The sequence below is a fragment of the Nonomuraea ferruginea genome (assembly GCF_039540635.1).
Classification (GTDB): Bacteria; Actinomycetota; Actinomycetes; order Streptosporangiales; family Streptosporangiaceae; genus Nonomuraea; species Nonomuraea ferruginea.
Genome location: NZ_BAABFD010000008.1, coordinates 226,482 through 246,732, shown reverse-complemented (window position 1 = coordinate 246,732; position 20,251 = coordinate 226,482). Strand labels below are relative to the sequence as shown.

General features: G+C 72.7%; 22 protein-coding genes. 14 read left to right on the top strand and 8 right to left on the bottom strand.

Features of this window, described 5'->3' with window-relative positions:
* Positions 1–108: 108 nt before the first annotated feature.
* The gene (locus ABD999_RS17620; protein WP_148032886.1) at positions 109–687 is read right to left on the bottom strand and encodes a hypothetical protein; all 579 of its coding nucleotides are present in this window, start codon (positions 685–687) and stop codon (positions 109–111) included.
* Between the two features lie 150 nt (positions 688–837).
* Between ABD999_RS17620 and npdG the strand changes: the two genes are divergently transcribed.
* From npdG to ABD999_RS17600, 4 genes are all read left to right on the top strand, one after another.
* On the top strand, positions 838–1,491 hold the full coding sequence (gene npdG / locus ABD999_RS17615) for an NADPH-dependent F420 reductase (protein ID WP_148032885.1): 654 nt from the start codon (positions 838–840) through the stop codon (positions 1,489–1,491).
* Positions 1,492–1,693: 202 nt separating this feature from the next.
* On the top strand, positions 1,694–2,401 hold the full coding sequence (locus ABD999_RS17610; protein ID WP_271276334.1) for a MerR family transcriptional regulator: 708 nt from the start codon (positions 1,694–1,696) through the stop codon (positions 2,399–2,401).
* Positions 2,402–2,639: 238 nt separating this feature from the next.
* On the top strand, positions 2,640–2,999 hold the full coding sequence (locus tag ABD999_RS17605; RefSeq protein ID WP_271276333.1) for a hypothetical protein: 360 nt from the start codon (positions 2,640–2,642) through the stop codon (positions 2,997–2,999).
* Between the two features lie 43 nt (positions 3,000–3,042).
* Positions 3,043–3,342, top strand: coding sequence for a hypothetical protein (locus ABD999_RS17600; RefSeq protein WP_271276332.1), 300 nt, complete (start codon positions 3,043–3,045; stop codon positions 3,340–3,342).
* Positions 3,343–3,352: 10 nt separating this feature from the next.
* On the opposite strand, the gene ABD999_RS17595 is transcribed toward ABD999_RS17600, so the two are convergent.
* The 6 genes from ABD999_RS17595 to ABD999_RS17570 form a co-directional block, all read right to left on the bottom strand.
* Positions 3,353–3,964: a response regulator transcription factor gene (locus ABD999_RS17595; RefSeq protein WP_271276331.1), complete on the bottom strand. Its 612-nt coding sequence runs from the start codon at positions 3,962–3,964 to the stop codon at positions 3,353–3,355.
* Entirely contained in the window at positions 3,961–5,046 is a 1,086-nt protein-coding gene (locus tag ABD999_RS17590) for a sensor histidine kinase (RefSeq protein WP_271276330.1), read from the bottom strand. The genes ABD999_RS17595 and ABD999_RS17590 overlap by 4 nt, the downstream gene beginning before the upstream one ends.
* A gap of 9 nt (positions 5,047–5,055) precedes the next feature.
* Positions 5,056–5,775, bottom strand: coding sequence for an ABC transporter permease (locus tag ABD999_RS17585; protein ID WP_271276329.1), 720 nt, complete (start codon positions 5,773–5,775; stop codon positions 5,056–5,058).
* The gene (locus ABD999_RS17580; RefSeq protein WP_271276328.1) at positions 5,772–6,659 is read right to left on the bottom strand and encodes an ABC transporter ATP-binding protein; all 888 of its coding nucleotides are present in this window, start codon (positions 6,657–6,659) and stop codon (positions 5,772–5,774) included. Before ABD999_RS17580 ends, ABD999_RS17585 begins: the two co-directional genes overlap by 4 nt.
* 45 nt (positions 6,660–6,704) lie before the next feature.
* Positions 6,705–7,391, bottom strand: coding sequence for an alpha/beta hydrolase (locus ABD999_RS17575; RefSeq protein WP_271276327.1), 687 nt, complete (start codon positions 7,389–7,391; stop codon positions 6,705–6,707).
* A 74-nt stretch (positions 7,392–7,465) separates the two neighbouring features.
* Complete coding sequence (locus ABD999_RS17570) at positions 7,466–8,950, bottom strand: aminotransferase-like domain-containing protein (RefSeq protein WP_345482797.1); 1,485 nt, start codon at positions 8,948–8,950, stop codon at positions 7,466–7,468.
* A 60-nt stretch (positions 8,951–9,010) separates the two neighbouring features.
* On the opposite strand from ABD999_RS17570, the gene ABD999_RS17565 reads away from it, so the two are divergent.
* The 4 genes from ABD999_RS17565 to ABD999_RS17550 all read left to right on the top strand — a co-directional run bounded on the left by ABD999_RS17565 (position 9,011) and on the right by ABD999_RS17550 (position 11,965).
* Positions 9,011–10,183 (top strand): trans-sulfuration enzyme family protein, encoded by a 1,173-nt coding sequence (locus tag ABD999_RS17565; protein ID WP_148032876.1) that lies wholly within the window; start codon positions 9,011–9,013, stop codon positions 10,181–10,183.
* Between the two features lie 27 nt (positions 10,184–10,210).
* Complete coding sequence (locus ABD999_RS17560; protein ID WP_271278753.1) at positions 10,211–10,507, top strand: ArsR/SmtB family transcription factor; 297 nt, start codon at positions 10,211–10,213, stop codon at positions 10,505–10,507.
* Positions 10,504–11,502: a threonine/serine dehydratase gene (locus tag ABD999_RS17555; protein ID WP_271278754.1), complete on the top strand. Its 999-nt coding sequence runs from the start codon at positions 10,504–10,506 to the stop codon at positions 11,500–11,502. Before ABD999_RS17560 ends, ABD999_RS17555 begins: the two co-directional genes overlap by 4 nt.
* A gap of 97 nt (positions 11,503–11,599) precedes the next feature.
* Positions 11,600–11,965, top strand: coding sequence for a mycothiol transferase (locus ABD999_RS17550; protein WP_271278755.1), 366 nt, complete (start codon positions 11,600–11,602; stop codon positions 11,963–11,965).
* Positions 11,966–11,978: 13 nt separating this feature from the next.
* On the opposite strand, the gene panB is transcribed toward ABD999_RS17550, so the two are convergent.
* The gene (panB, locus tag ABD999_RS17545; RefSeq protein WP_148032873.1) at positions 11,979–12,806 is read right to left on the bottom strand and encodes a 3-methyl-2-oxobutanoate hydroxymethyltransferase; all 828 of its coding nucleotides are present in this window, start codon (positions 12,804–12,806) and stop codon (positions 11,979–11,981) included.
* Between the two features lie 146 nt (positions 12,807–12,952).
* Here panB and ABD999_RS17540 point away from each other — a divergent pair, with 146 nt between their 5' ends.
* The 6 genes from ABD999_RS17540 (at position 12,953) to ABD999_RS17515 (ending at position 20,217) form a co-directional block, all read left to right on the top strand.
* Positions 12,953–14,170, top strand: coding sequence for an MFS transporter (locus tag ABD999_RS17540; protein ID WP_271278756.1), 1,218 nt, complete (start codon positions 12,953–12,955; stop codon positions 14,168–14,170).
* 90 nt (positions 14,171–14,260) lie between these two features.
* On the top strand, positions 14,261–15,811 hold the full coding sequence (locus tag ABD999_RS17535) for an MFS transporter (RefSeq protein ID WP_271278757.1): 1,551 nt from the start codon (positions 14,261–14,263) through the stop codon (positions 15,809–15,811).
* 7 nt (positions 15,812–15,818) lie between these two features.
* Positions 15,819–16,418, top strand: coding sequence for a TetR/AcrR family transcriptional regulator (locus tag ABD999_RS17530; protein ID WP_148032871.1), 600 nt, complete (start codon positions 15,819–15,821; stop codon positions 16,416–16,418).
* Between the two features lie 39 nt (positions 16,419–16,457).
* Positions 16,458–18,554, top strand: a complete 2,097-nt coding sequence (locus ABD999_RS17525; protein ID WP_271278758.1) for a right-handed parallel beta-helix repeat-containing protein — start codon at positions 16,458–16,460, stop codon at positions 18,552–18,554.
* On the top strand, positions 18,551–18,940 hold the full coding sequence (locus ABD999_RS17520) for a cupredoxin domain-containing protein (protein WP_219544720.1): 390 nt from the start codon (positions 18,551–18,553) through the stop codon (positions 18,938–18,940). The genes ABD999_RS17525 and ABD999_RS17520 overlap by 4 nt, the downstream gene beginning before the upstream one ends.
* A complete protein-coding gene (locus ABD999_RS17515; RefSeq protein ID WP_271278759.1) occupies positions 18,937–20,217 on the top strand; it encodes a hypothetical protein in 1,281 nt (426 codons plus the stop codon). Before ABD999_RS17520 ends, ABD999_RS17515 begins: the two co-directional genes overlap by 4 nt.
* Positions 20,218–20,251 lie beyond the last annotated feature (34 nt).

The window sequence follows — 20,251 nt, the reverse complement described above, 5'->3', positions numbered from 1 at the left end:
GGCCGGCGCGGCAGGCGAGGGTGTCGCCGGGCAGCAGGCCGGCGTCGTGCGCGCCTTGCCGCGGAACGACTACGGAGTCCGCGCCGAGCGGCGAGATGCCGCCCGCTGTCAGTCGGAGACGCGGGGGCCGCTCATCTTGTCGAGCAGGCGGGCCAGCCGCTCGCGTAGCCCGGGTCGTTGCGGGATCTCGCCCGCGGCGATGCTCACCAGGTGCTGGGCGCCGTCGAAGCTGACCGGCGCGTGCTCGGGGACGGCGATCGCGTCGTGCGCCAGCCCGGCCAGCTCCGCGTCGCCGCTCTCCAGGGCCAGGATGGTGGCGCCGACGCGGCGGGCGTCGTCGACCCGCTCCAGGAGCGGGGCCGGCGCCTGCTGCCCGGCCACCACGAACAGCGTCTCGCCGCGCGTCGTACGCTCGATCCGCTCCAGCCCCACCCGGAGGTGGGCGGGGGCGCCGGCGGGCGGTGACCAGCGGACCAGGGTGGGCGCGAGCTGCGGCAGGCCGGACAGGCGGGCCTCGTCGGTGAGGTGCGCGGTCAGGTGCCAGGGCTCGTCGCCGGGCGTGCCCACCAGCAGCAGCCCGCCGGGGGAGCGGGTGGTGCGCAGCGCCCGGCCCAGCTCGCGGGTGCGCTCAACCCAGCCCGTCTCCGCGAGGACTTCCCGCAGGTGTGCGACCGCCCCTGAATCCATGGCTCCATCGTGCCTGACAGGTGCGTCCGGGGTGAGAGATTTCGCGGTGACCTTCGTGCACCCCCGACGTGTCAGTCCTTGACAGCTGGTGGCGTCCGCCGCGCCGGGGGCGTGTGTGGGCGCTGATGGCGTGCTGGCATGATGCGTCGTATGACTGACGTGAGCGGGCTGAGCATCGGCATTCTGGGCGGCACCGGTGACCAGGGGAAGGGGCTGGCGCGGCGGTTCGCGCTGGCCGGGCTCAAGGTGGTGATCGGGTCGCGACGCGCCGAGCGGGCGCGGGAGGCGGCCGAGTCCATCGGGGCCGGGGCCACCGGGGCGGAGAACGCCGTGGTGGCCGCCGAGTGCGACCTCGTGATCGTGGCGGTGCCGTACGACGGGCACAAGGCGCTGCTGGAGTCGCTGGCCACGCAGCTCGCCGGGAAGATCGTGGTCGACTGCGTGAACCCGCTGGGCTTCGACAAGCAGGGCGCCTACGCGCTGCCCGTCGAGGAGGGCAGCGCGGCCCAGCAGGCGGCGGCGGTGCTTCCCGAGAGCCGGGTGGTGGCGGCGTTCCACCATGTGTCGGCCGTCGTGCTGATGGACCCGGCGGTGGAGAAGGTGGACCTCGACGTGCTGGTGCTGGGCGACGACCGGGAGGCGACCGACACCGTGCAGGCGCTGGCCGACCTGATCCCCGGCGTGCGCGGCGTCTACGGCGGGCGGCTGCGCAACGCCTTCCAGGTGGAGGCGCTGACCGCGAACATCATCTCGGTCAACCGCCGCTACAAGGCCCACGCAGGCATCCGCGTCACCGACATCTGACGGCCTCCTCCATCCGACCGCGCCTCGGCTCGCGACCGTGAGCCGAGGCAACCGGCATCCGCCCTGAGGGGACGCGCACGTCGTCGCGGACGTGGACAGATCCGGCAGCGCCGGACCAAGCGGCCGTCCAGGAGCTCACGAAGCGGAGGCACAGGTGACGCGCGCCGACCGGCCCCGGAACAGGAGCCTCCTGAAGGTGCAGGTGACGCGCGCTGACCGGCTTCGGCCCAGTGACCTTGCCCGGGAGCACGGGCTGTCCGCGCAGGCCGTGCGCAACTACGAGGATGACGGGATCCTGCCCCCGGCCCCGCGCGGTGACCAGGGGTACCGCCGCTACACGCCGGTCCACGCCCAGGCTCTGCGAGCCTTTCTGGCGCTCCGGCCGGGGTTCGGGCACCAGGGCGCGGCCGCGATCCTGCGGGCCGCCAACGCGGGCGACGAGGAGGCCGTCTTCCGCCTCCTCGACCAGGGCCATGCCGAGATCCTGCGCGACCGGGCCACGCTGGACGAGGTGACCGCCGCCCTCACCGAGCTCGCTCCGGCGGGCGACGAGCCGGTACGCGGGGCGCCGTCCGTCGGCGCCCTCGCCCGCCGGCTCGGCATCCACCCGGCCACGCTCCGCAAGTGGGAGAAGGCCGGGATCCTCCACGCCGAACGCGACCCGGTGACCGGCTACCGCCGCTACCCGCCCGCCGCGGTACGCGACGCGCACCTGGCCCGCCAGCTCCGGCGCGGCGGCTACCCGCTGCGTCAGATCGCCGGGGCGATCGCGAACGTCCGGGAAGCCGGCGGGATCGGCCCGCTGGAGGAAGCGCTGAGCACCTGGCGCTCCCGCCTCCGGCGGCGCGGCCGGGCGATGCTCGACGGCACGGCCGAACTCGCCGCCTACCTCCGCCTGCGCGGCCTCTGACCCGGCTGGACGGGTCCTTTCGAAGCCGGTTCCGCATGAGACGCGGCCAATTTCCTGAATCCTCGGCCTATTTCATTCGGCCGGCGTTCACAGAAATGCGACACGGCGCCGGCAACGTTGTGCGCGCTTTGCGGCGGACTATATGCTCGGCGATCGTGAAACGACCTGCAACTGGTATTCGGAGGCTGTAGTGGGATCTCTGCAGAGAAATCTGATTCGGCTCGCCATGGTCGTGACAATGACCGCTTCCGGCATGATGACGGCCGGATCCGGTATGTCGGCGGCCGACCCGGAACCCCAGGCGCCTTCTGAGCTGTCGCGCCTGCTGGGCGCCGACCTGGGCACGGTGTTGCACATGGTCCCCGGCGTCTTCTGCGGCAACCGGCTGGTCAACTACAACTCGCCTTCCTCTAATTCTCCCACGAAATGCGTCAACGGCGCAGAAAACAGCGGTAACTCCACCAACAGTGGGAATTATTACAGCGAGGGGGACCCCATCAACAGCGGCAACTTCTCGAACGTGAACGGCTCCACAGCGAGCAACAACGCGACCAACAGCGGGAACACGGCCAACGGATCCCAGTCTCTCGTGCGGTGACCCGGCGGCGGTAAGAGCGGGAAACATTGGAGTGTGAATGCATATGACTGGTCTTGCCATCGCCGGTATCGGGCTGGCGTTGCTCGCGGCGGGGACGCCCGCCTCTCCCGCCGAGTCGGCGATCCGGCAGAATCCCGCGACGTCCAGCGTGGCGGAGGCGACCCATCCGCTGGACAGGGGCAATTCCCGAAACAGGGGGAACTACTGGAACAGGGGAAAGTCCGTCAACAGCGGAAACTTCACCAACGTGATCCGTTCCTACAAATCCAACAACACCCATGCCGGCAGCGGCAACAACGTCAACGGTTCGCAGCACCTCATCGTGAGATCCAGCAAGTGGTAGAGGATCGCGATCAGAGCCAGCCGGCGTCTTCCGCGATGCGAATGGCGTCGATCTTGTTGCGGGCGCCCGTCTTGGTGATCGCGCCCGTCAGGTAGTTGCGCACCGTGCCGGGCGACAGGTGCAGGCGGGAGGCGATCTCCTCCGCCGAGGCGCCCCGGGCGGCCTCCCTGAGCACGGTCGACTCGCGCGGCGTCAGCGGGCTCTCGCCGTACTCCATCGCCGCCGACACCAGCTCGGGATCGAGCACCCGTAGCCCCGCCGCGGTGCGCCGGATGGCGTCGGCGAGCCGGTGGCCGGGCGCGTCCTTGACCAGGAACGCCCCGATCCCGGCCGCCAGCGCGCGGCGCACCTGGCCTGGCTGCCCGAGCGCGGTCAGCACGAGGATCCGGCACTCGGGGAGCCGCGCGCGCAGCTCGGCGGCGGCGGTGATGCCGTCGACGACCGGCAGGTCGATGTCCACGATCGCCACGTCGGGGCGGTGTTCCAGGGCGGCGGGCACGATCTCGTCGCCGCGCGTCACCTCGGCGACCACGTCGATGTCGGACTCCAGGCGCAGCAGCGCGGTGAGCGCGGCCCGGATCATGTGCATGTCCTCGGCCAGCATCACCCTGATGGCCGTCATGCCGGGACCTCCATCGCCAGCAGGAAGCCGCCCGTCTCGCCGCGCGCCGCGGTGAGGGTGCCGCCCGCCTGGGCGGCCCGCTCGGCCAGCCCGGTCAGCCCGCCCCCGAGGACGACCGGAGCGTCCGGGACGCCGTCGTCTGCCACCTCCAGGCGCACCCTCCCGTCACGGGCCGACGTGGTGATCGTGCAGGTGGTGGCGTGGCTGTGGCGCAGGATGTTGGTGACCGCCTCCCGCACGGCCCAGGCCAGCGCCTCGTCCGACCGCTTCGGCGGCGTCACGTCCGCCAGGTGGGCCTGGCAGCGCACGCCTGAGGACTCCAGCAGCGCCACCGCCCGGTCCGTCTCGCCCGCCAGCGACAGCTCGCGGTAGCCGCGCGCCACCTGCCGCACGTCCTGCGCCGCCTCCCTGGCCACCTGGACCAGCTCCGTCACCTCGCCCCGCGCCGACGCGGGGTCACGGTCGAGCAGCCGGGACGCCAGGTCGCCCTTGAGCGCGATGGCGGTGAGGCTGCGGCCCAGCCCGTCGTGCAGGTCGCGGGAGATGCGCAGCCGCTCCTTCAGAACCGCCGCCTCGGCCAGCTCCGCCCTGGCCTCCTCCAGGTCGGCGGCGAGCCTGGCCAGCCGCACCAGCGTGTAGATCATGGCCCCGGTGATGGGCACGGCGAGGGTGAAGAAGAAGGACACGATGGCGAAGGGCAGGCCGCCCCAGGTCGCGTTCGCCCCGTACAGCGTCATCACCGCGACGAGCGGCCCGCCCCAGCGCAGCGGCAGGAGCACCAGCACGCTTCCCGCCAGCATCGGCGCCGCCACCGACGAGTAGCCGGACGGCAGCAGGAAGTCGGGCACGTAGGTGACCAGCGTCTGCAGCACCAGCGTGAGCGGGAACAGGGCAGGCCGCCCGCCGCGCAGCCCCGCCCGCATGTTCACGTAGTGCAGGGCCACGACCGTCAGCATCATCGCCGTCGCCATGAGCCCCAGCAGCGCGCCGAACTGGTAGTAGAGCAGCCCGAGCAGCGTGTAGGCGATGGCGACGCCGGTCAGCAGGCCGCTCGCCATGCGCCGGGCGGAGGTGGAGGTCACGACGTCAGATTATGAGCGCCTCGGCTCCCACCGGAACCAGAGCCTCAGGCTCACGACCCCGATCACGGTCCACGCGGCCAGGTTCAGCGCGGGCGCCAGCACCTCGCCGTGGCGCACCGCGGCGACCACGGCGGCGGTCGGCAGCAGGTCGAGCGCCGTCTGGACGAGGGACGGCAGCGGGATCGGCCCCATCGCCCCCGCGCCCACCCCGGCCAGCAGGAACACCGGCATGGCGAACGCGGCCGACAGCTCGGCCCGCGGGATCGCGGCCGTGTACGCGGCGGCCAGCAGCGCCATCACCGCCGAACCCGCCACGACGGCCGCGGCGAACAGCAGCGGGTCGCCCGGCAGCGGCACGCCCGCCAGGACCCGCACAGCCACCGCCGACAGCGCGACGATGACCACGGTCTGGGTCACGACGCTGGCGATCTGCCCGCCCAGGATCTGCCCGTCGGTCAGCTCGGTCGTACGCAGCCGCTTGAGCACGAGCTGGTCGCGGCGCATGGTGAGGGCGACGACCATGGTCATGAACGTGGTGGTCGCCAGGACGATCGCGATCATGCCGTGGAAGAGATGGGCGACGTCGGCCACGCCCGCGCTGGTGACGTTCCGCATCAGGACCGGCAGCCCGATGGCCAGGCCCACGGGCGTGACGACCGAGCCGAAGAGCATGCCCCGGTCCTTCCAGAACAGGCGGGTGCCGAGCCGGTAGGTCGCGGCGAGACTCATCGTGCGCTCCTGGGCAGGTCGAGGAAGAGGTCTTCGAGGGTGGCGGTGCGGACCTCCAGGCCCGCCAGCCGCAGGCCGCGCCCGGCGGCCCAGGTCAGCAGCGTCTGGGCGGCCAAATCGGGGTCGTCGGCGCGGCACACGGCCAGCTCGCCGTCGAGCGAGACCGGCAGCGGCAGGTCATCGGGCCGCACGCCGGCGGGCAGCCGGAACGCCACCCGGCCGCGCAGCCCGGCCAGCGTCTCGGCCATGCCGCCCGCGGCCACGACCGCGCCCTCGTCCATGATCGCCATGGCGGCGGCCAGCCGCTGCGCCTCCTCCAGGTAGTGGGTGGTCAGCAGGACCGTGGTGCCCTGCCGGGCCAGCTCGCGCACCACCTCCCAGGTGTCCACACGCGCCCGCGGGTCCATACCGGCGGTCGGCTCGTCGAGGAACAGCACGTCGGGCCGGCCCAGCAGGGCCAGCGCCAGGTCGAGCCGCCGTTTCTCCCCGCCGGAAAGCTGGCGCACCCTGGTCGCCGCCTTCTCCTTCAGCCCGGCCAGCTCCAGCGCCTCCTCGCGGGGACGCGGCGCGGAGGTGAAGTCGCGCCAGGTGTCGACGGTCTGCGCCACGGTCAGGTCGGGGAAGAACCCCGCCTCCTGCAACATGACGCCGGTACGCTGCCGTACCGCCGCCCGGTCGGCCACCGGGTCGAGGCCGAGCACCCGCACCGAGCCGCCGTCAGGCCGCTGGAACCCGGCCAGCACCTCCACGGTCGTGGTCTTGCCCGCGCCGTTCCTGCCGAGCAGGGCGAAGATCTGCCCGGCGGGCACCTCGAACGAGACGCCCTTCACCGCCTCGAAGGCGCCGTAGCGCTTGACGAGCTCGTTCACCAGGATCGCTGTCATGCCTGCGACTCTTCCCGGCCGGGGCGCGCGGCGGCAGTGAGGAATTCACGACCTGCGGGAGAGCTTGAGCAGCGCGCCGGTCACCGCCTCCGGGTCGACGACCGGGTGGAGGTGGTGGCCGGGGACGCGGAGCACGGGCCAGCCGCGCCGCCGCGCCTGCTCCGCCACCGTGTCGTACGGCGGCCCGAACCACAGGAAGGAGCAGCGCACGGCGTCCCACCCGGCGGGCACCGGCACCGGGTCGGTGTAGAAGCCGAGCGGCAGCCGCGGCTGCTCGGCGACCACCCGGTCGCGCACGGCCGGGTCCGCAGGGAACATGGGCGCCACGTCCTCCTCGCTCCACCAGTCGGTCCAGCGCGGCAGCACGCCGTCATCCCCGGCCAGCTCGCGCAGGAACGGCAGGAAGTCGTCCTGCCCCGGCCTGACCAGCCCGCGCTCGGGCGGCAGGTGGGCGTCGGCGAACACGCACGCCACCACCCGGTCGCCCAGCCCTTCCTTGATCACCGGCACGAACAGCCCGGCGTTGCTGTGGGCCGCCAGCACGATCGGGCCCCCGGCGGGCGTCGCGGCGCGCACCGCCTCCACGATCCGCGGCCAGTGCGGCGGGCCGCCCCCGGTGACTCCGGTCAGATCGGGCACCACCGCCTGGTGGCCCCGGCGCTCCAGCGCCTGGGCCACCGGCGCCCACGTGGACGGGCCCACGCTGGGGCTGTGTACGAGCACGAAGGTCATGCTGCACACCTTGCCGTACGCGCGCGCCCGCCCGCCGCGGTGTCAGCTCCTGGCGGATCCGCTCTCGGCCGGTGTCAGACGACGAGGGTCGGCCGTGACGGCAGGCGCTCGGTGGGGTCGTAGGCGTGCCAGGCCGCGGCGAGGGCCCGCACCGCAGCCGACAGCTCCGCCTCGGGGAACAGGAAGTGCAGCCGCATCCGGTCCGCGAGGCCGCCGAGCGGGTCGAAGGAGCGGCCGGGCGGCACCGCCACCCCGTGCCTGAGCGCGACCTGGGCGAAGGAGTCGGCGTCGCCGCGCGGCAGCCGGACCCAGATCGTCTGGCCGCCCCGTGCCGGTTCGAACGACCAGGACGGCAGGTGCGCGCGCAGCTCGGCGCACAGGTGGTCGTGGCGGGCGCGCAGGACCCGTACGCGGTCGCGCCTGATGTCGTCGAGGCGGTGCAGCAGCGCGGCGGCGGCGAGCTGGCCGACCACGTCGCCGCCGAGGTCGTGCACGGCGCGGAGCCGGGCGAGCCGGGCGGCCAGCGGCGCCGGCGCCCTGATCCAGCCGACCCGCAGGCCGCCCCAGACGACCTTGCTCAGCGACGCGATCGTGACCACCTGCTCGCCGGTGGTGTAGGCGGTGAGCGGGGCCGGCGTGTCGCCGTCGAAGCAGAGCTCCGCGGAGACCTCGTCGTCGATCACCGGCAGGTCGTGCTCGGCGGCCAGCGCGGCCAGCCGGCGGCGTGCCGGCCCGTCCATGACCGACCCCGTGGGATTGCTCGCTGTCGGCACCGTGTAGAGCAGCGCGGGCCGCTCCCGCACGGCCCGGACGAGGTCGACCGGAGCGGAACGGCGGGCGGGTGGTTCTCCGGGGGAGAGGGTTTCCCGGGGGTCGAGGGTGACCGGGCGGATCGCGGCCGCGGCGTGGCGGAAGACCTCCAGGGCGCCGGGGTACGTCGGGGACTCGGTCAGGACCCGGTCGCCGGGGGACACCAGCAGGCCGGTCAGCAGGGTGAGCGCCTGTTGGGCGCCGTTGGTCACGATGATCTCCGCCGCGCTCGTGGGCACGCCGCGCCGCCGGTAGTAGGCGGCCACCGCCTCCCTCAGATCCGGCTGGCCGACGGGCTGGTAACCCAGGTCGCGCATGCCCGCGAGCCGCCCGGCCGCTTCCTCGTACGCCTCCGCGAGCTCCGGCGGCGGCTCGTCCGGGGCGGCGCAGGTCAGCAGCGTCACCCCGTCGGGCGGGTGCAGGATGTGCAGCAGCAGCGGGTTCGCCGTCACCCCGTCGCCGGTGCGGGTGGCCGGCAGGTCGAGTTCGGCGACGCGGGTGCCGCTGCCCTGCCGCCGCATCACCCGCCCTTCCCGCTGGAGCAGCTCGTACGCGGCCACCACGGTGCCGCGGCCGACCGCCAGCCGTCTGGCCAGCACCCGGTCCGGCGGCAGCAGCTCTCCGGGCGGCAGCACGCCGTCGTCCACGAGCGCCCTCAGCCGGGCCGCGAGCAGCAGGTAGAGCGGCCCGCGCCCGGACGCCCAGCGGCCCAGCAGATCGACGAGATGGTCGACATTGGCCCCATTCATAGACCAATCTTGTGGGATTGGCTCTGATCTCGTGCGACTTTTCCGGACATCCTTACGTACATGACCGAATACCGTCCTGAAACCCGCGCGGTCCACGTGCCCCACCCCGTGGTCGAGGGCAGCCGCCCGATCACCGTGCCCATCTACCAGACCTCCGGGTTCACCTTCGACGACCCGGCGGTCATGGCCGACGGCATGGGCAGGCCCGACGGCCCGTACGTCTACGGCCGCTACAGCAACCCCACCGTCCGCGCCCTGGAGGAGGCCGTCTCCGGTCTGGAGGGCGGCGTCGCCGCCATCGCCACCGGCTCCGGCATGGCCGCCATCAACACCGTGCTGCTCGGCCTGCTCAAGCCGGGCGACCACCTGATCGCCCAGCGGGCCCTGTACGGCGGCACCGCGGGCATGATCAACGAGCTGGTGTCGCGGTTCGGCGTCGAGGTCAGCTACGTGCCCGAGCACGACCCCGCCGCGCTCCGCGCCGCCGTCGGGCCGCGGACGAAGCTGGTCTACCTGGAGACCATCGCCAACCCGATGTGCCAGGTCGCCGACCTGCCCGCGATGTGCGCGGCGGCCCGCGAGCTGGGCCTGGTCAGCGTGGTCGACAACACCTTCGCCACCCCTCTGCTGTGCCGCCCGATCGAGCACGGCGCCGACGTCGTCGTCCACTCCACCACCAAGTACCTGTCCGGGCACACGGACGTGGTCGGCGGCATGGCGGTGTTCGCCGACGACGCGCTCTACCGCGACGTCTGGCACTTCGCGATCGAGCTGGGGCCGTCGCCGGACCCGTTCGCCGCCTGGCTGAGCCTGCGCGGGATGCAGACGCTGGGGCTGCGCATGGAGCGCCACTGCGCCAACACCCGCCTGCTCGCGACCCGCCTGGCCGAGCACCCGTCGGTGGCGGCCGTGCACTGGCCGGGCCTGCCCTCGCACCCGTCGCACGAGGTGGCGGCCAAGCTGCTGCCCGACTTCGGCGGCCTCTTCTCGTTCGACCTGACGGGCGGGCGCGCGGCGGGGGAGAGGTTCATGCGGTCGGTACGGCTGGCGCTGGTCGCGCCGTCGCTGGGCGGCGTCGAGACGCTCATCCTGCACCCGGCCACCACCTCGCACCGCTCGCTCACCGCCGCCGAGCTGGCCAGGCACGGCATCGGTGAGGGCACGGTACGGGTCGCCGTCGGCATCGAGCACCCCGAGGATCTCTGGGCGGACTTCGAGCAGGCGTTGACTTAGTCCTTAGGCATTGAGGAAAATGCCTAAGTGCTGTCCGAGCTCCGCGCCGTGGCCAGCGAGCCGCGCCTGCTGATCCTCCACTGGCTCAAGGACCCGGTCGCGCACTTCCCGCCCCAGGTCGACGGCGATCTGGTGGCCGACGGGGTGTGCGGCCGGTCCATCGCCGGCAAGCTCGGCATGACCCAGCCCAGCGCCACCGGCCACCTCAAGATCCTGGAGCGCGCCGGCCTCATCCGCGGCAAGCGGATCAGGCAGTGGGTGTTCTACCGGCGCGACGAGGAGCGGATAGCACAGCTCAAACGGATGATCGAGGGGGAGCTGTGACGGTGACGTACGAGGACGTGGTGGCGGCGGCCGGGCGGATCGGGGCGCACGTGCTGCGCACGCCGGTCCTGGAGGTCGCGCCGGGGCTCGTGCTCAAGCTGGAGCTGCTGCAGCACTCCGGGTCGTTCAAGGTGCGCGGGGCGTTCAACCGGATGCTGGCGGCGGGCGAGCTGCCGCCGGGCGGGGTGATCGCGGCCAGTGGCGGCAACCACGGGCTGGCGGTCGCGTACGCGGCGCGGGCGCTGGGGGCGCGGGCCGAGATCTTCGTGCCGGAGGTGACCAGCCCGGTCAAGATGGCCGGGCTGCGGGCGCTCGGCGCCCGGATCAACCAGGTCGGGGCGATCTACTCCGAGGCGGCCGAGGCGGCCGCCAAGCGCGCCGCCGAGACGGGCGCGCTGAAGGTGCACGCCTACGACCAGGCCGAGGTGGTCGCCGGGCAGGGCACCACCGGGCTGGAGCTGATGGAGCAGACGGGCGGCGTCGACACCATCCTGGTCGCCGTCGGCGGCGGCGGCTTCGCCGCGGGCATCGCCCTCGGCTCCGCTGTCCCGCCTTCCTCCCAGGAGCCGCCGCTGTCCGGCTCGGAGGCCTCGCCCACGTTCGCTTCGGGTCAGGGCTTCCGGCAGGGGCGGCCCAGGATCGTGGCGGTGGAGCCGGAGCGGATCCCCACCTTCCACGAGGCGCTCAAGGCGGGCCGGCCGGTGCCCGTGGAGGTGGGCGGGGTGGCGGCCGACTCGCTGGGCGCCACCGCGCTGGGCGACATCGCGTACGAGATCCTCGCCTCGTCCGGCGCGCGCAGCGTGCTGGTCGCCGAGGACGCCATCGTGGCCGCCCGCCGCGCCCTCTGGGAGAGGCACCGCCTGGTCACCGAGCACGGCGGCGCGACCGCGTACGCCGCGCTGTTGTCGGGCGCCTACACCCCCGCGCCCGGCGAGCGGGTGGCGGTGGTGGTCTGCGGCTCCAACACCGACCCCGCCACACTCGCCGCCGAGTGACCGTCCACGGGGCCGGGCGTCGGGTGGAACGGTCGCGCGGTGATTTCAGGACGAAACAGGATGCGATGCCGGGATCGCCGGGATAGCGTCGCCCCTCATGAGCATGTCCCGGGAACGTCCCCCTTTCGTCGCCGATGAACGCACCCAGCTTGTGGGCTGGCTCGACATGCAACGCGCGATCGTCCAGTGGAAGTGCGCGGGGCTGTCGGAGGAGGACGCCGACATGCGGATCGACGGCGTCCCCCTGGCGAAGCTCCTCGACGAGTACGAGTGTCAGTGCCGGATCTCGAACGAGATCGTCGCCGCCCACTCGCTGGACGACGTGGGCAAACACCCCGACTACCGCTCGGGCGCGGCGAGCCTGCGCTGGATGCTGATCCACATGGTCGAGGAGACCGCCAGGCACGCCGGCCACCTGGACACCATCAGGGAACTGGTCGACGGCGAGAAGGGCTACTACTGACCCCCACCCGGGCTCAGCTGTACGTGTGCTCGGGGCCGGGGAAGGAGCCGCCGACGACCTCGTCGGCGAACGCCCGCGCGGCCCTGTCGAGCTCGGCGCCCAGGTCGGCGTAGCGCTTGACGAATCGGGCCGGGCTGGGGGTCAGCCCCATCATGTCCTGCCAGACGAGCACCTGGGCGTCGGTGGCGGCGCCCGCGCCGATGCCGATCGTGGGGATCGACAGCGAGGCCGTCACCCGTTCGGCCAGGTCGGCGGGCACGCATTCGAGCACGACCGAGAACGCGCCGGCCCGCTCCAGGTCCTTGGCGTCGGCCATCAGCTCGTCGCCCGCCTCCCCACGCCCCTGGACGCGGTAGCCGCCGAGCGCGTTGACCGACTGGGGGGTCAGGCCGAGGTGGGCCATGACCGGCACGCCCGCCGAGACGAGCGCCTCCACCTGGGGCACCACCCGCCGGCCGCCCTCCAGCTTGACCGCGTGCGCGCCGGCCTCCTTCATGAACCGGGCCGCCGACTCCAGCGCCTGCCCCGGTGACGTCTGGTAGGAGCCGAACGGCAGGTCGGCGACCACGAGCGCGCGAGAGGAGCCGCGCACCACGGCCGCGGTCAGCGACAGCAGGTCGTCGACGGTGACCGGCAGGGTGGAGTCGTAGCCGTACACCACCATGGCGGCCGAGTCACCTACGAGCAGGACGGGAATGCCCGCCGCGTCGAACACCCGGGCCGTCATCGCGTCGTAGGCGGTGATCATCGGCCACCGCTCCCCGCGCTCCTTGGCCGCGGCGAGGTCGCGCACGGTGACCCGGCGGCCGGAAACGCCGCCGTACAGGGTGGTTGAGGACATCAGGTCAACCTCCGAAAGCGTCTCGAGGCGCCCTGGTGGCGTCCCCGGACTCCCTCCGATGATGCCAGGCGCGGCCCCGGCAGGAAAACCCGTGGCGGAAGTGTCGGTGGGGGCTGGAACAATGGGCCTGGAGGTAAGCAATCTAGATGGCAATCGAACCTTACCGGCGTCTTTTCCGGCTGCCGGGTGTGGGCGTGCTGCTGCTGGTGGGACTGGCCGCCCGGGTCCCCACCACGGCCATGAGCATGGCGCTGACGCTGCATGTGGTGGAGACGCTCAAGCTGGACTACGTCATGGCCGGGACCGTCACGGCGGCGATCACGCTCGGCATGGCCGTGGGCTCCCCGCTGGCCGGGAGGTTGGTCGACCGTTACGGGCTGCGCCCGGTGCTGATCGTCACCACGGCCGCGCAGGCGCTGTTCTGGTCGTCGGCCTGGAAGCTGCCGTTCCCGGTGCTGACGGGCGCCGCGCTGGTGGCCGGGCTGCTCGCGCTGCCGGTGTTCTCGGTGGTCCGCCAGTGCCTGGCCGCCATGGTGCCGCTGGAGCAGCGCCGCACGGCGTTCTCGTTCGACTCGATGTTCGTCGAGGTGTCCTACATGACCGGGCCCGCGCTGGCGGTGGCGGGCATCACCGTGCTCGGCAGCGGGCCGACGATGACCGCCATCGCGGTCGGCACCGCCGGCGCCGGGATCGGGCTCCTGCTGCTCAACCCGCCGACCAGGTCGGCGGCCGAGCTGGCGGAGCCGGAGGTCAGGATCCCCAGGCGGGCGTGGCTCACCCCGCGCATGGTCGCGCTGCTGGGCACCGCCGCCGCCGCGACGTTCGTGCTCACCGCGACCGAGCTGGCCGTGGTCGGCACCATGAAGGACTCAGGCCACACCCAGTGGATCGGCCTGGCCGTCGGCATCTGGTGCTTCTATTCGCTGCTGGGCGGGTTCCTCTACGGGATGCTGTCGCGCGGGTTCTCGCCGCTCGTGCTCATCGGCCTGATAGGGCTGCTCACGATGCCGGTGGCGCTGGTCTCCGGCGGCTGGTGGTGGCTGGTGCTGGCGCTGCTGCCGTCGGGCCTGCTCTGCGCGCCCTCGCTGTCGTCCACTGTCGAGACGCTCAGCCGCTGGGTGCCGGCGGGCGCCAGAGGAGAGGCCATGGGCCTCAACGGCACCGCGCTGCTGATCGGCGGCGCGGCCTCCGCGCCGATCGCGGGCAAGGTCATCGACCTGTACGGCGCGTCCTGGGCGTTCGTGGTCGCCGGTGCGGCAGGCGGGGTGATGGTGCTGGTGGCGCTGCCGTTCTGGCGGCGCGGCAGGGAGATCGCCCCGGTCGCCGCCGATCCCGCGAAGGTGCCGGAGGAGCTCCCCGCCTGACCTGATACGAAACGATACGGTTGCGTATCGGAACGCCCTGCGATACGGTCACGTTGCGAAACTTGACCGTATCGGAATTTGGGTGTGCTCATGGACGAGAACGCGGGACATCCGCGCCGGTGGGCGATCCTCGGCGTGCTGGTGTTCAGCCTGCTGGCGGTCGTGCTCGACAACACGATTTTGAACGTGGCGATGAAGACCATCGCCGACCCGGTGGCCGGGCTGGGCGCGACCCAGAGCGAGCTGGAGTGGGCGATCAACTCCTACACGCTCGTCTTCGCCGGCCTGCTCTTCACCTTCGGCGTGATCGGCGACCGCACCGGCCGCAAGCGCATGCTGTTCGTCGGCATGGTGCTGTTCGGCCTGTCGTCGCTGGCCAGCGCCTACGCCCAGGACCCCACCCAGCTGATCCTGGCGCGGGCGGCGATGGGCATCGGCGGCGCGGCGATCATGCCGGCCACGCTGGCCATCATCTCCAACGTCTTCCCGGCACGGGAGCGCGGGAAGGCGATCGGCGTGTGGGCGGCCGGCGTCGGGCTGGCCGTCGCCATCGGCCCGATCACCGGAGGGCTGCTCCTTGAGCGCTTCTGGTGGGGCTCGGTCTTCCTGATCAACGTGCCGATCGTGCTCATCAGCATGGCGCTGATCGGCCCGGTCGTGCCCGAGTCGCGCGACCCCAGGCCGTCGCGGCTCGACCCGGTGGGCGTGCTGCTGTCGATCATCGGCCTGGTCGCCGTCGTCTACGGCATCATCCGGGGCGGCGAGCTGGCCACCGTCACCTCGCCCGAGGTGTTCGTGCCGGTGCTGGCCGGCGTCGCGGTGCTGGCCGCGTTCGTCTGGTGGGAGCGGCGCATCGACAACCCGGCCTTCGACGTGCGCTACTTCGGCGACGTCCGGTTCACCTCGGCCATCGCCACGATCGGCATCGTCTTCTTCGCGATGATGGGCGGGATGTTCTTCCTCACCTTCTACCTGCAGGTGGCGCTGGGGTTCAGCCCCGTGCAGGCGGGGGCGCTCATGCTGCCGTTCGCGGTCGCGCAGCTCATCTTCGCGCCGCTCAGCCAGCGGGTGAACGAGAAGTTCGGGGCCAAGCTGTCGGCCACCGTCAGCCTCCTGGTGCTGACCGCGATCCTGCTCGGCTACACCTTCTTCGACCTGCACACGCCGGTCCCCGTGCTGCTCGCCGTGTTCTTCGTGCAGGGCGTCGCGATGGCCAACATCATGCCGCCCGCCACGACCGCCATCATGGAGGCGCTGCCCCGGGAGAAGGCCGGGGTCGGCTCGGCCATGAGCAACACCGTCCGCCAGGTCGCCGGCGCGCTCGGCGTGGCCGTGCTGGGCTCCGTGCTCTCCTCCTCCTACCGCGGCGAGATCGCGCCCGCCCTGGCGGGCCTGCCCGCGGACGTCCAGCACGCGGGCGGCGAGTCCGTCATGGCGACGGCCGCGCTGGCGCACTCACTCGGCGAGCGCGGCGAGTCGCTGCTGGGCCTGGCCAACGAGGCGTTCGTGCACAGCATGCACGTCACCTCCCTGGCCTCGGCGGGGATCGCCCTGGCCGGCGCCGCGGTGGTGGCCCGGTGGATGCCCGGCAAGCCACGCCCGGTCTCCCAGCCGGAGCAGCAGGAACCAGCGGTAGTCTGAGATCGACATGACCACCCAGCACCAGGCCCGGGCGGGCCGCCCGCGCAGCGAGAAGGCCGAGAAGGCGATCATCGAGGCCACCCTCGACCTGATCGCCGAGGGCATGGGCGTCGCCGAGCTGTCGATCGAGGCGATCGCGTCCCGCGCGGGCGTGGGCAAGACCACGATCTACCGGCGCTGGGCCAACAAGGAGGATCTGGTCGTCGACGCGCTGGCGACGCTCCGCGAGCCGCTCCCGCCGCTGGCGGGCGAGTCGGTGCGCGACGACCTCATCGCCCTGCTCGACGTCGTCCGCCGCGAGGCCGGTCAGCGGCGGGCCCGCTGTGTGATGAACGTCGCGATGGGCGAGACCGACCGGTCCAAGCGGGTCAGCGAGCGGTTCTTCAAGCTGGCGCTGGAGCCGAGGCGGGTGGCCATGAGGCGGGTGCTCGGCCGCGGCGTCGCCAACGGTGAGCTCCGCCCCGACCTGGACGTGGAGCTGGGCATGGCGCTGCTGTCGGGCGCCATGATCTGGTTCAGCAAGTGGGGCCCCGAGGGCGACCTGCCCGAAGACCTGGCCGAGCGCGTCGTCGACCACGCCCTGGAAGGGCTCGTCTCACGCCGCTAGGGGTAGGCACAAGGTGAGCCTTGCTCTACTCTCGCGATCATGCGTCCCTTACGCAGGATCACGGTGCTCGCCGCGCTCGCCCTGGCCCTGCTGGCGCCCGCCGGCGCGGCGCTGGCGCACGAGGAACGGCCGGTCACGTTCCCCGACGGGTCCGGCAGCGTCCCCGTGCTGCGCACCGAGGATCCCGACCTGCTGGTCTGCAAGACCGACCGGGCCGACTTCGAGCGGCGCGTCGCGGGCTTCCCCGCGGACCTGAGGGAACGCAACCTCCGCCTGTTCGCAGACTGCCAGGAGAACGGGGTCAGGCACCTCCAGGAGGCGGTCGACCGGGTCGACGAGCCGGGCATGACGATCGCGATCCTGCCCGGCCTCTACCGCGAGGAGCCGAGCCAGGCCCCGCCCACCGGCGAGTGCGCCCGGCTCCCCGCCCGCTGGTCGGACTGGGGCTACCAGATCCTCTCCTACGAGCAGCAGGTCCTGTGCCCGCACAACCAGAACCTCGTCGCCATCCTCGGCAAGGAGAACCTGCAGATCGAGGGCACCGGCGCCGGCCCCCTCGACGTGATTGTCGACGCCGAGTACCGCAAGCTGAACGCCATCAGGGCCGACCGCACGAACGGGATCTACTTCCGCAACCTCACCGCCCAGCGCACCACCTTCAACTCCCTGTACGTGCTCGAAACCGACGGATTCGCCATCGACCGCGTCCTCACCCGCTGGAACGACGAGTACGGCTTCCTCACCTTCGCCAGCGACCACGGCCTCTACACCGACTGCGAGTCGTACGGCAACGGCGACGGCGGCCTCTACCCCGGCAGCGCCTCGAACATCAACGACGGCCGCGGCCACGACGTCCCCCGCTACGCCATCGAGATCCGCCGCTGCAAGAGCCACGACAACGCCCTCGGCTACTCCGGCACCGCGGGCGACTCCGTATGGGCGCACGACAACGAGTTCTACGACAACATGGTCGGCGCCACGATGGACAGCCTCTGGCCCGACCACCCCGGCCTGCCGCAGAACCACGCGCTGTTCGAGAACAACAAGATCTACGACAACAACCGCGACTACTACCGCTTCACCCGCGACGGCACCTGCTCCCGCCCGCCCGCCGAACGCGGCTACGAGCAGGGCGTCGTCTGCCCCCAGGTGGGCGTCCCGCCCGGCACCGGCGTCATCGTCGCGGGCGGCAACCACAACGTGTTCAGGAACAACCACCTGTGGAACAACCGCGGCGCCGCCTTCCAGCTCTTCGGCGTCCCCGCGTTCATCCGCGGCGAGGGTGACCTGGCCAAACAGGCCGACACCTCCAACCACAACCGGTTCGAGGCCAACGTGCTCGGCGTCGCGCCCACCGGCGAGCGGCGGCCCAACGGCAGGGACGTGTGGTGGGACGGTCAGGGCACCGGCAACTGCTGGCAGCCAGGCGTCGCGCTGACCACGCCCGCCGCGCTGCCCCGCTGCGGCGCGCGGGCGCCCGAGCTGTCGGGCGGCTCCGACCGGCTGCTCGCCGAACCCGTCAAGATCGCCAAACTGTTCCTCTGCTCCGACTTCAACGCCGCCCAGGCCCGCCTGCCGGCCGGCTGCGACTGGTTCGGCGCCTCCGGACCCGGCCGGGTGGAGACCCAGCTCGCCCTGGGCGGCTCGCTCGTCCTCGGGCTGGTCGCGGTCCTGTTCTGGGTACGGGCGCACCGCGCGGCCAGACGGCGCCGCGGCACCCCAGGGGGGAACGGGGTGCCGCCGGGCGTGGGCGAGGCGGGGGAGCGGCGGCTGCGCCTCATCTCGGCCGGGTCGGTCGTGGGGCTGACCGGGCTGGCGCTGGACGTGGTCGCGGCCGCCATGGACGACCCGTACCTGACGGGGGTGGCGCTGCTGCTCGTGGCCGGGTGGTCGATCTGCCTGGGCGCGGCGCTGCGGCCGGGGGCGTTCGCCTGGTTCACGATCGTGCTCGGCCTGCTGACCGTGGCGGACGCCTACGACCGGATGGTCGGCCTCATCCCCCTCATCCCGCTCGGACCGGGCTGGATCCGCGGCTTGCTGACGGGCGTCTGGGTCCTCTGGGCCGTGGTCCACCTCGCCCCGCGCCGCACCCGTACGGAGGAGAAGACCCCCGGCGACAGGGAGGCCGTCGCGTGAGGGGTCGCGGCGTCTGCGCGGTCCTGATCGCCGTGGTCGCGACGGCGGGATGCGGGCCGCTCTCGGACACCCATCACAGGCCAGGGAACAGTCACGAGGTCGCCACCGCCGCGCCCGTGCCGGGGGAGGCGCACGCCGAGATCACCGTCGAGGCGGGCCGCGTCCGGCCCCCGTCCGGCTGGCTGGAGGCGGCCCGCGGCCAGACCGTCAGCATCACCGTCACCAGCGACGTCCCCGACGAGCTGCACGTGCACGGCTACGACGTCGAAGCGGCCCTGCGACCCGGCGAACCGGCCACGGTGCGGTTCGTGGCGGACATGACCGGGGTGTTCGAGGTGGAGACCCACAACAGCCATCTGGTCCTCGTCCAGGTGGCGGTCCGATGACGGCGCTCCCGCACGGGGCGGCGCCCTGGGCGGCGGGGTATCCGGACGTCGCCCGGCGAGGGGAGGCGCTGCTCGCGCACGGCATCGGCGACCGCGCCGACCTGCCGATCCCGCTCTTCTACGCCTACGCCGGGGCGCTCGCCGCCCTCGTCGTGTCCTTCCTGGCGCTCGGCCTGCTCTGGGCCGACTCCCGCTTCCGCGGCGACCGCGCCGGCGTGACCCTGAACCTCCGCCTCCCCGCCCGCCCGCTCCGCGTCCTCACCCTGGTCGCCGCCGCCTACACCGTCGGCTGGCTGCTGCTCGGCCCCGAAGCAGGGAACGCCGGCGCGTACCTCGTCTATGTGCTCTTCTGGGTCGGCCTGATCCCCGCGTCGCTGCTGTTCGGCCCGGTGTGGCGGCTGCTCAACCCGTTCCGCCTGCTGCCCGACCGCCCCCGCCGCCCGCTCCCGCCGCGCCTCGGCTACTGGCCCGCCGCCCTCGGCCTGCTCGCCTTCACCTGGATGGAGCTCGTCGCCCCCGAACCCGCCGCCCCGCCCACCCTCCTCGCCTTCCTCACCCTGTACGCGGCCGCGCAGACGACCGGAACCCTCGTGTACGGGCACGGATGGCTGGAACGCGGCGACCCGTTCGAGGTGTACTCCACCCTGGCCGGCCAGCTCGCCCCCATCGGCCGCCGCGCCGACGGCACCCTCGTGCTGCGCGGCCCCTTCGACGGCCTCGACGCCATCCGGCCCGCCCCCGGCCTGGTCGCCACCGTGTGCGTGCTCCTCGGCAGCACCGGCTACGACGGCTTCTCCACCACCCCTGCCTGGGTGGACGCCCTCCAGTCAGGCCCGCTCGGCCGCGCCGGCCTCGGCACCGCCGGCCTGCTCGCCGCCATCGCCGCCGTCGCCCTCCTGTACGGAGCCTGCCTGTGGCTGGCCGGCCGGATCGGCGGCGCCCGCGACCTGGCCCCGCGCTTCGCCCACTCCCTGGTCCCGATCGCCATCGGCTACCTGATCGCGCACTACTTCTCGCTCCTGGTCATCGAGGGCCAGCGCGCGGTCATCCTGTCACTGGGGCTGGACGCGGAGGTGAACCCGGACCTGGTGTCGCCCCCGGTGATCGCCACCGTGCAGGTGCTGGCCATCATCGCCGGTCACGTGGCGGGCGTGGTCGCGGCCCACGACCGCTCGGTCCGGCTGCTTCCCCCGGCCAAGGCGGTGGCGGGCCAGATCCCGCTGTTCGTCCTCATGCTCTGCTACACCCTCGGCGGCCTCACCCTCCTCCTGGCCTGACGGCCGGGGAGGAAATGTGCGAACAGTCACATCG

What these genes read in the sequence shown, in the direction of transcription:
- ABD999_RS17600 (WP_271276332.1), top strand. Translation starts at nt 3,043, where the DNA reads ATGACTGGTCTTGCCATCGCCGGTATCGGGCTGGCGTTGCTCGCGGCG.
- ABD999_RS17535 (WP_271278757.1), top strand. Translation starts at nt 14,261, where the DNA reads ATGGACGAGAACGCGGGACATCCGCGCCGGTGGGCGATCCTCGGCGTG.
- ABD999_RS17585 (WP_271276329.1), bottom strand. Translation starts at nt 5,775, where the DNA reads ATGAGTCTCGCCGCGACCTACCGGCTCGGCACCCGCCTGTTCTGGAAG.
- ABD999_RS17570 (WP_345482797.1), bottom strand. Translation starts at nt 8,950, where the DNA reads ATGAATGGGGCCAATGTCGACCATCTCGTCGATCTGCTGGGCCGCTGG.
- ABD999_RS17515 (WP_271278759.1), top strand. Translation starts at nt 18,937, where the DNA reads ATGACGGCGCTCCCGCACGGGGCGGCGCCCTGGGCGGCGGGGTATCCG.
- ABD999_RS17620 (WP_148032886.1), bottom strand. Translation starts at nt 687, where the DNA reads ATGGATTCAGGGGCGGTCGCACACCTGCGGGAAGTCCTCGCGGAGACG.
- ABD999_RS17525 (WP_271278758.1), top strand. Translation starts at nt 16,458, where the DNA reads ATGCGTCCCTTACGCAGGATCACGGTGCTCGCCGCGCTCGCCCTGGCC.
- ABD999_RS17580 (WP_271276328.1), bottom strand. Translation starts at nt 6,659, where the DNA reads ATGACAGCGATCCTGGTGAACGAGCTCGTCAAGCGCTACGGCGCCTTC.
- ABD999_RS17595 (WP_271276331.1), bottom strand. Translation starts at nt 3,964, where the DNA reads ATGACGGCCATCAGGGTGATGCTGGCCGAGGACATGCACATGATCCGG.
- ABD999_RS17575 (WP_271276327.1), bottom strand. Translation starts at nt 7,391, where the DNA reads ATGACCTTCGTGCTCGTACACAGCCCCAGCGTGGGCCCGTCCACGTGG.
- ABD999_RS17605 (WP_271276333.1), top strand. Translation starts at nt 2,640, where the DNA reads ATGACCGCTTCCGGCATGATGACGGCCGGATCCGGTATGTCGGCGGCC.
- ABD999_RS17530 (WP_148032871.1), top strand. Translation starts at nt 15,819, where the DNA reads ATGACCACCCAGCACCAGGCCCGGGCGGGCCGCCCGCGCAGCGAGAAG.
- ABD999_RS17550 (WP_271278755.1), top strand. Translation starts at nt 11,600, where the DNA reads ATGAGCATGTCCCGGGAACGTCCCCCTTTCGTCGCCGATGAACGCACC.
- ABD999_RS17540 (WP_271278756.1), top strand. Translation starts at nt 12,953, where the DNA reads ATGGCAATCGAACCTTACCGGCGTCTTTTCCGGCTGCCGGGTGTGGGC.
- npdG (WP_148032885.1), top strand. Translation starts at nt 838, where the DNA reads ATGACTGACGTGAGCGGGCTGAGCATCGGCATTCTGGGCGGCACCGGT.
- ABD999_RS17565 (WP_148032876.1), top strand. Translation starts at nt 9,011, where the DNA reads ATGACCGAATACCGTCCTGAAACCCGCGCGGTCCACGTGCCCCACCCC.
- panB (WP_148032873.1), bottom strand. Translation starts at nt 12,806, where the DNA reads ATGTCCTCAACCACCCTGTACGGCGGCGTTTCCGGCCGCCGGGTCACC.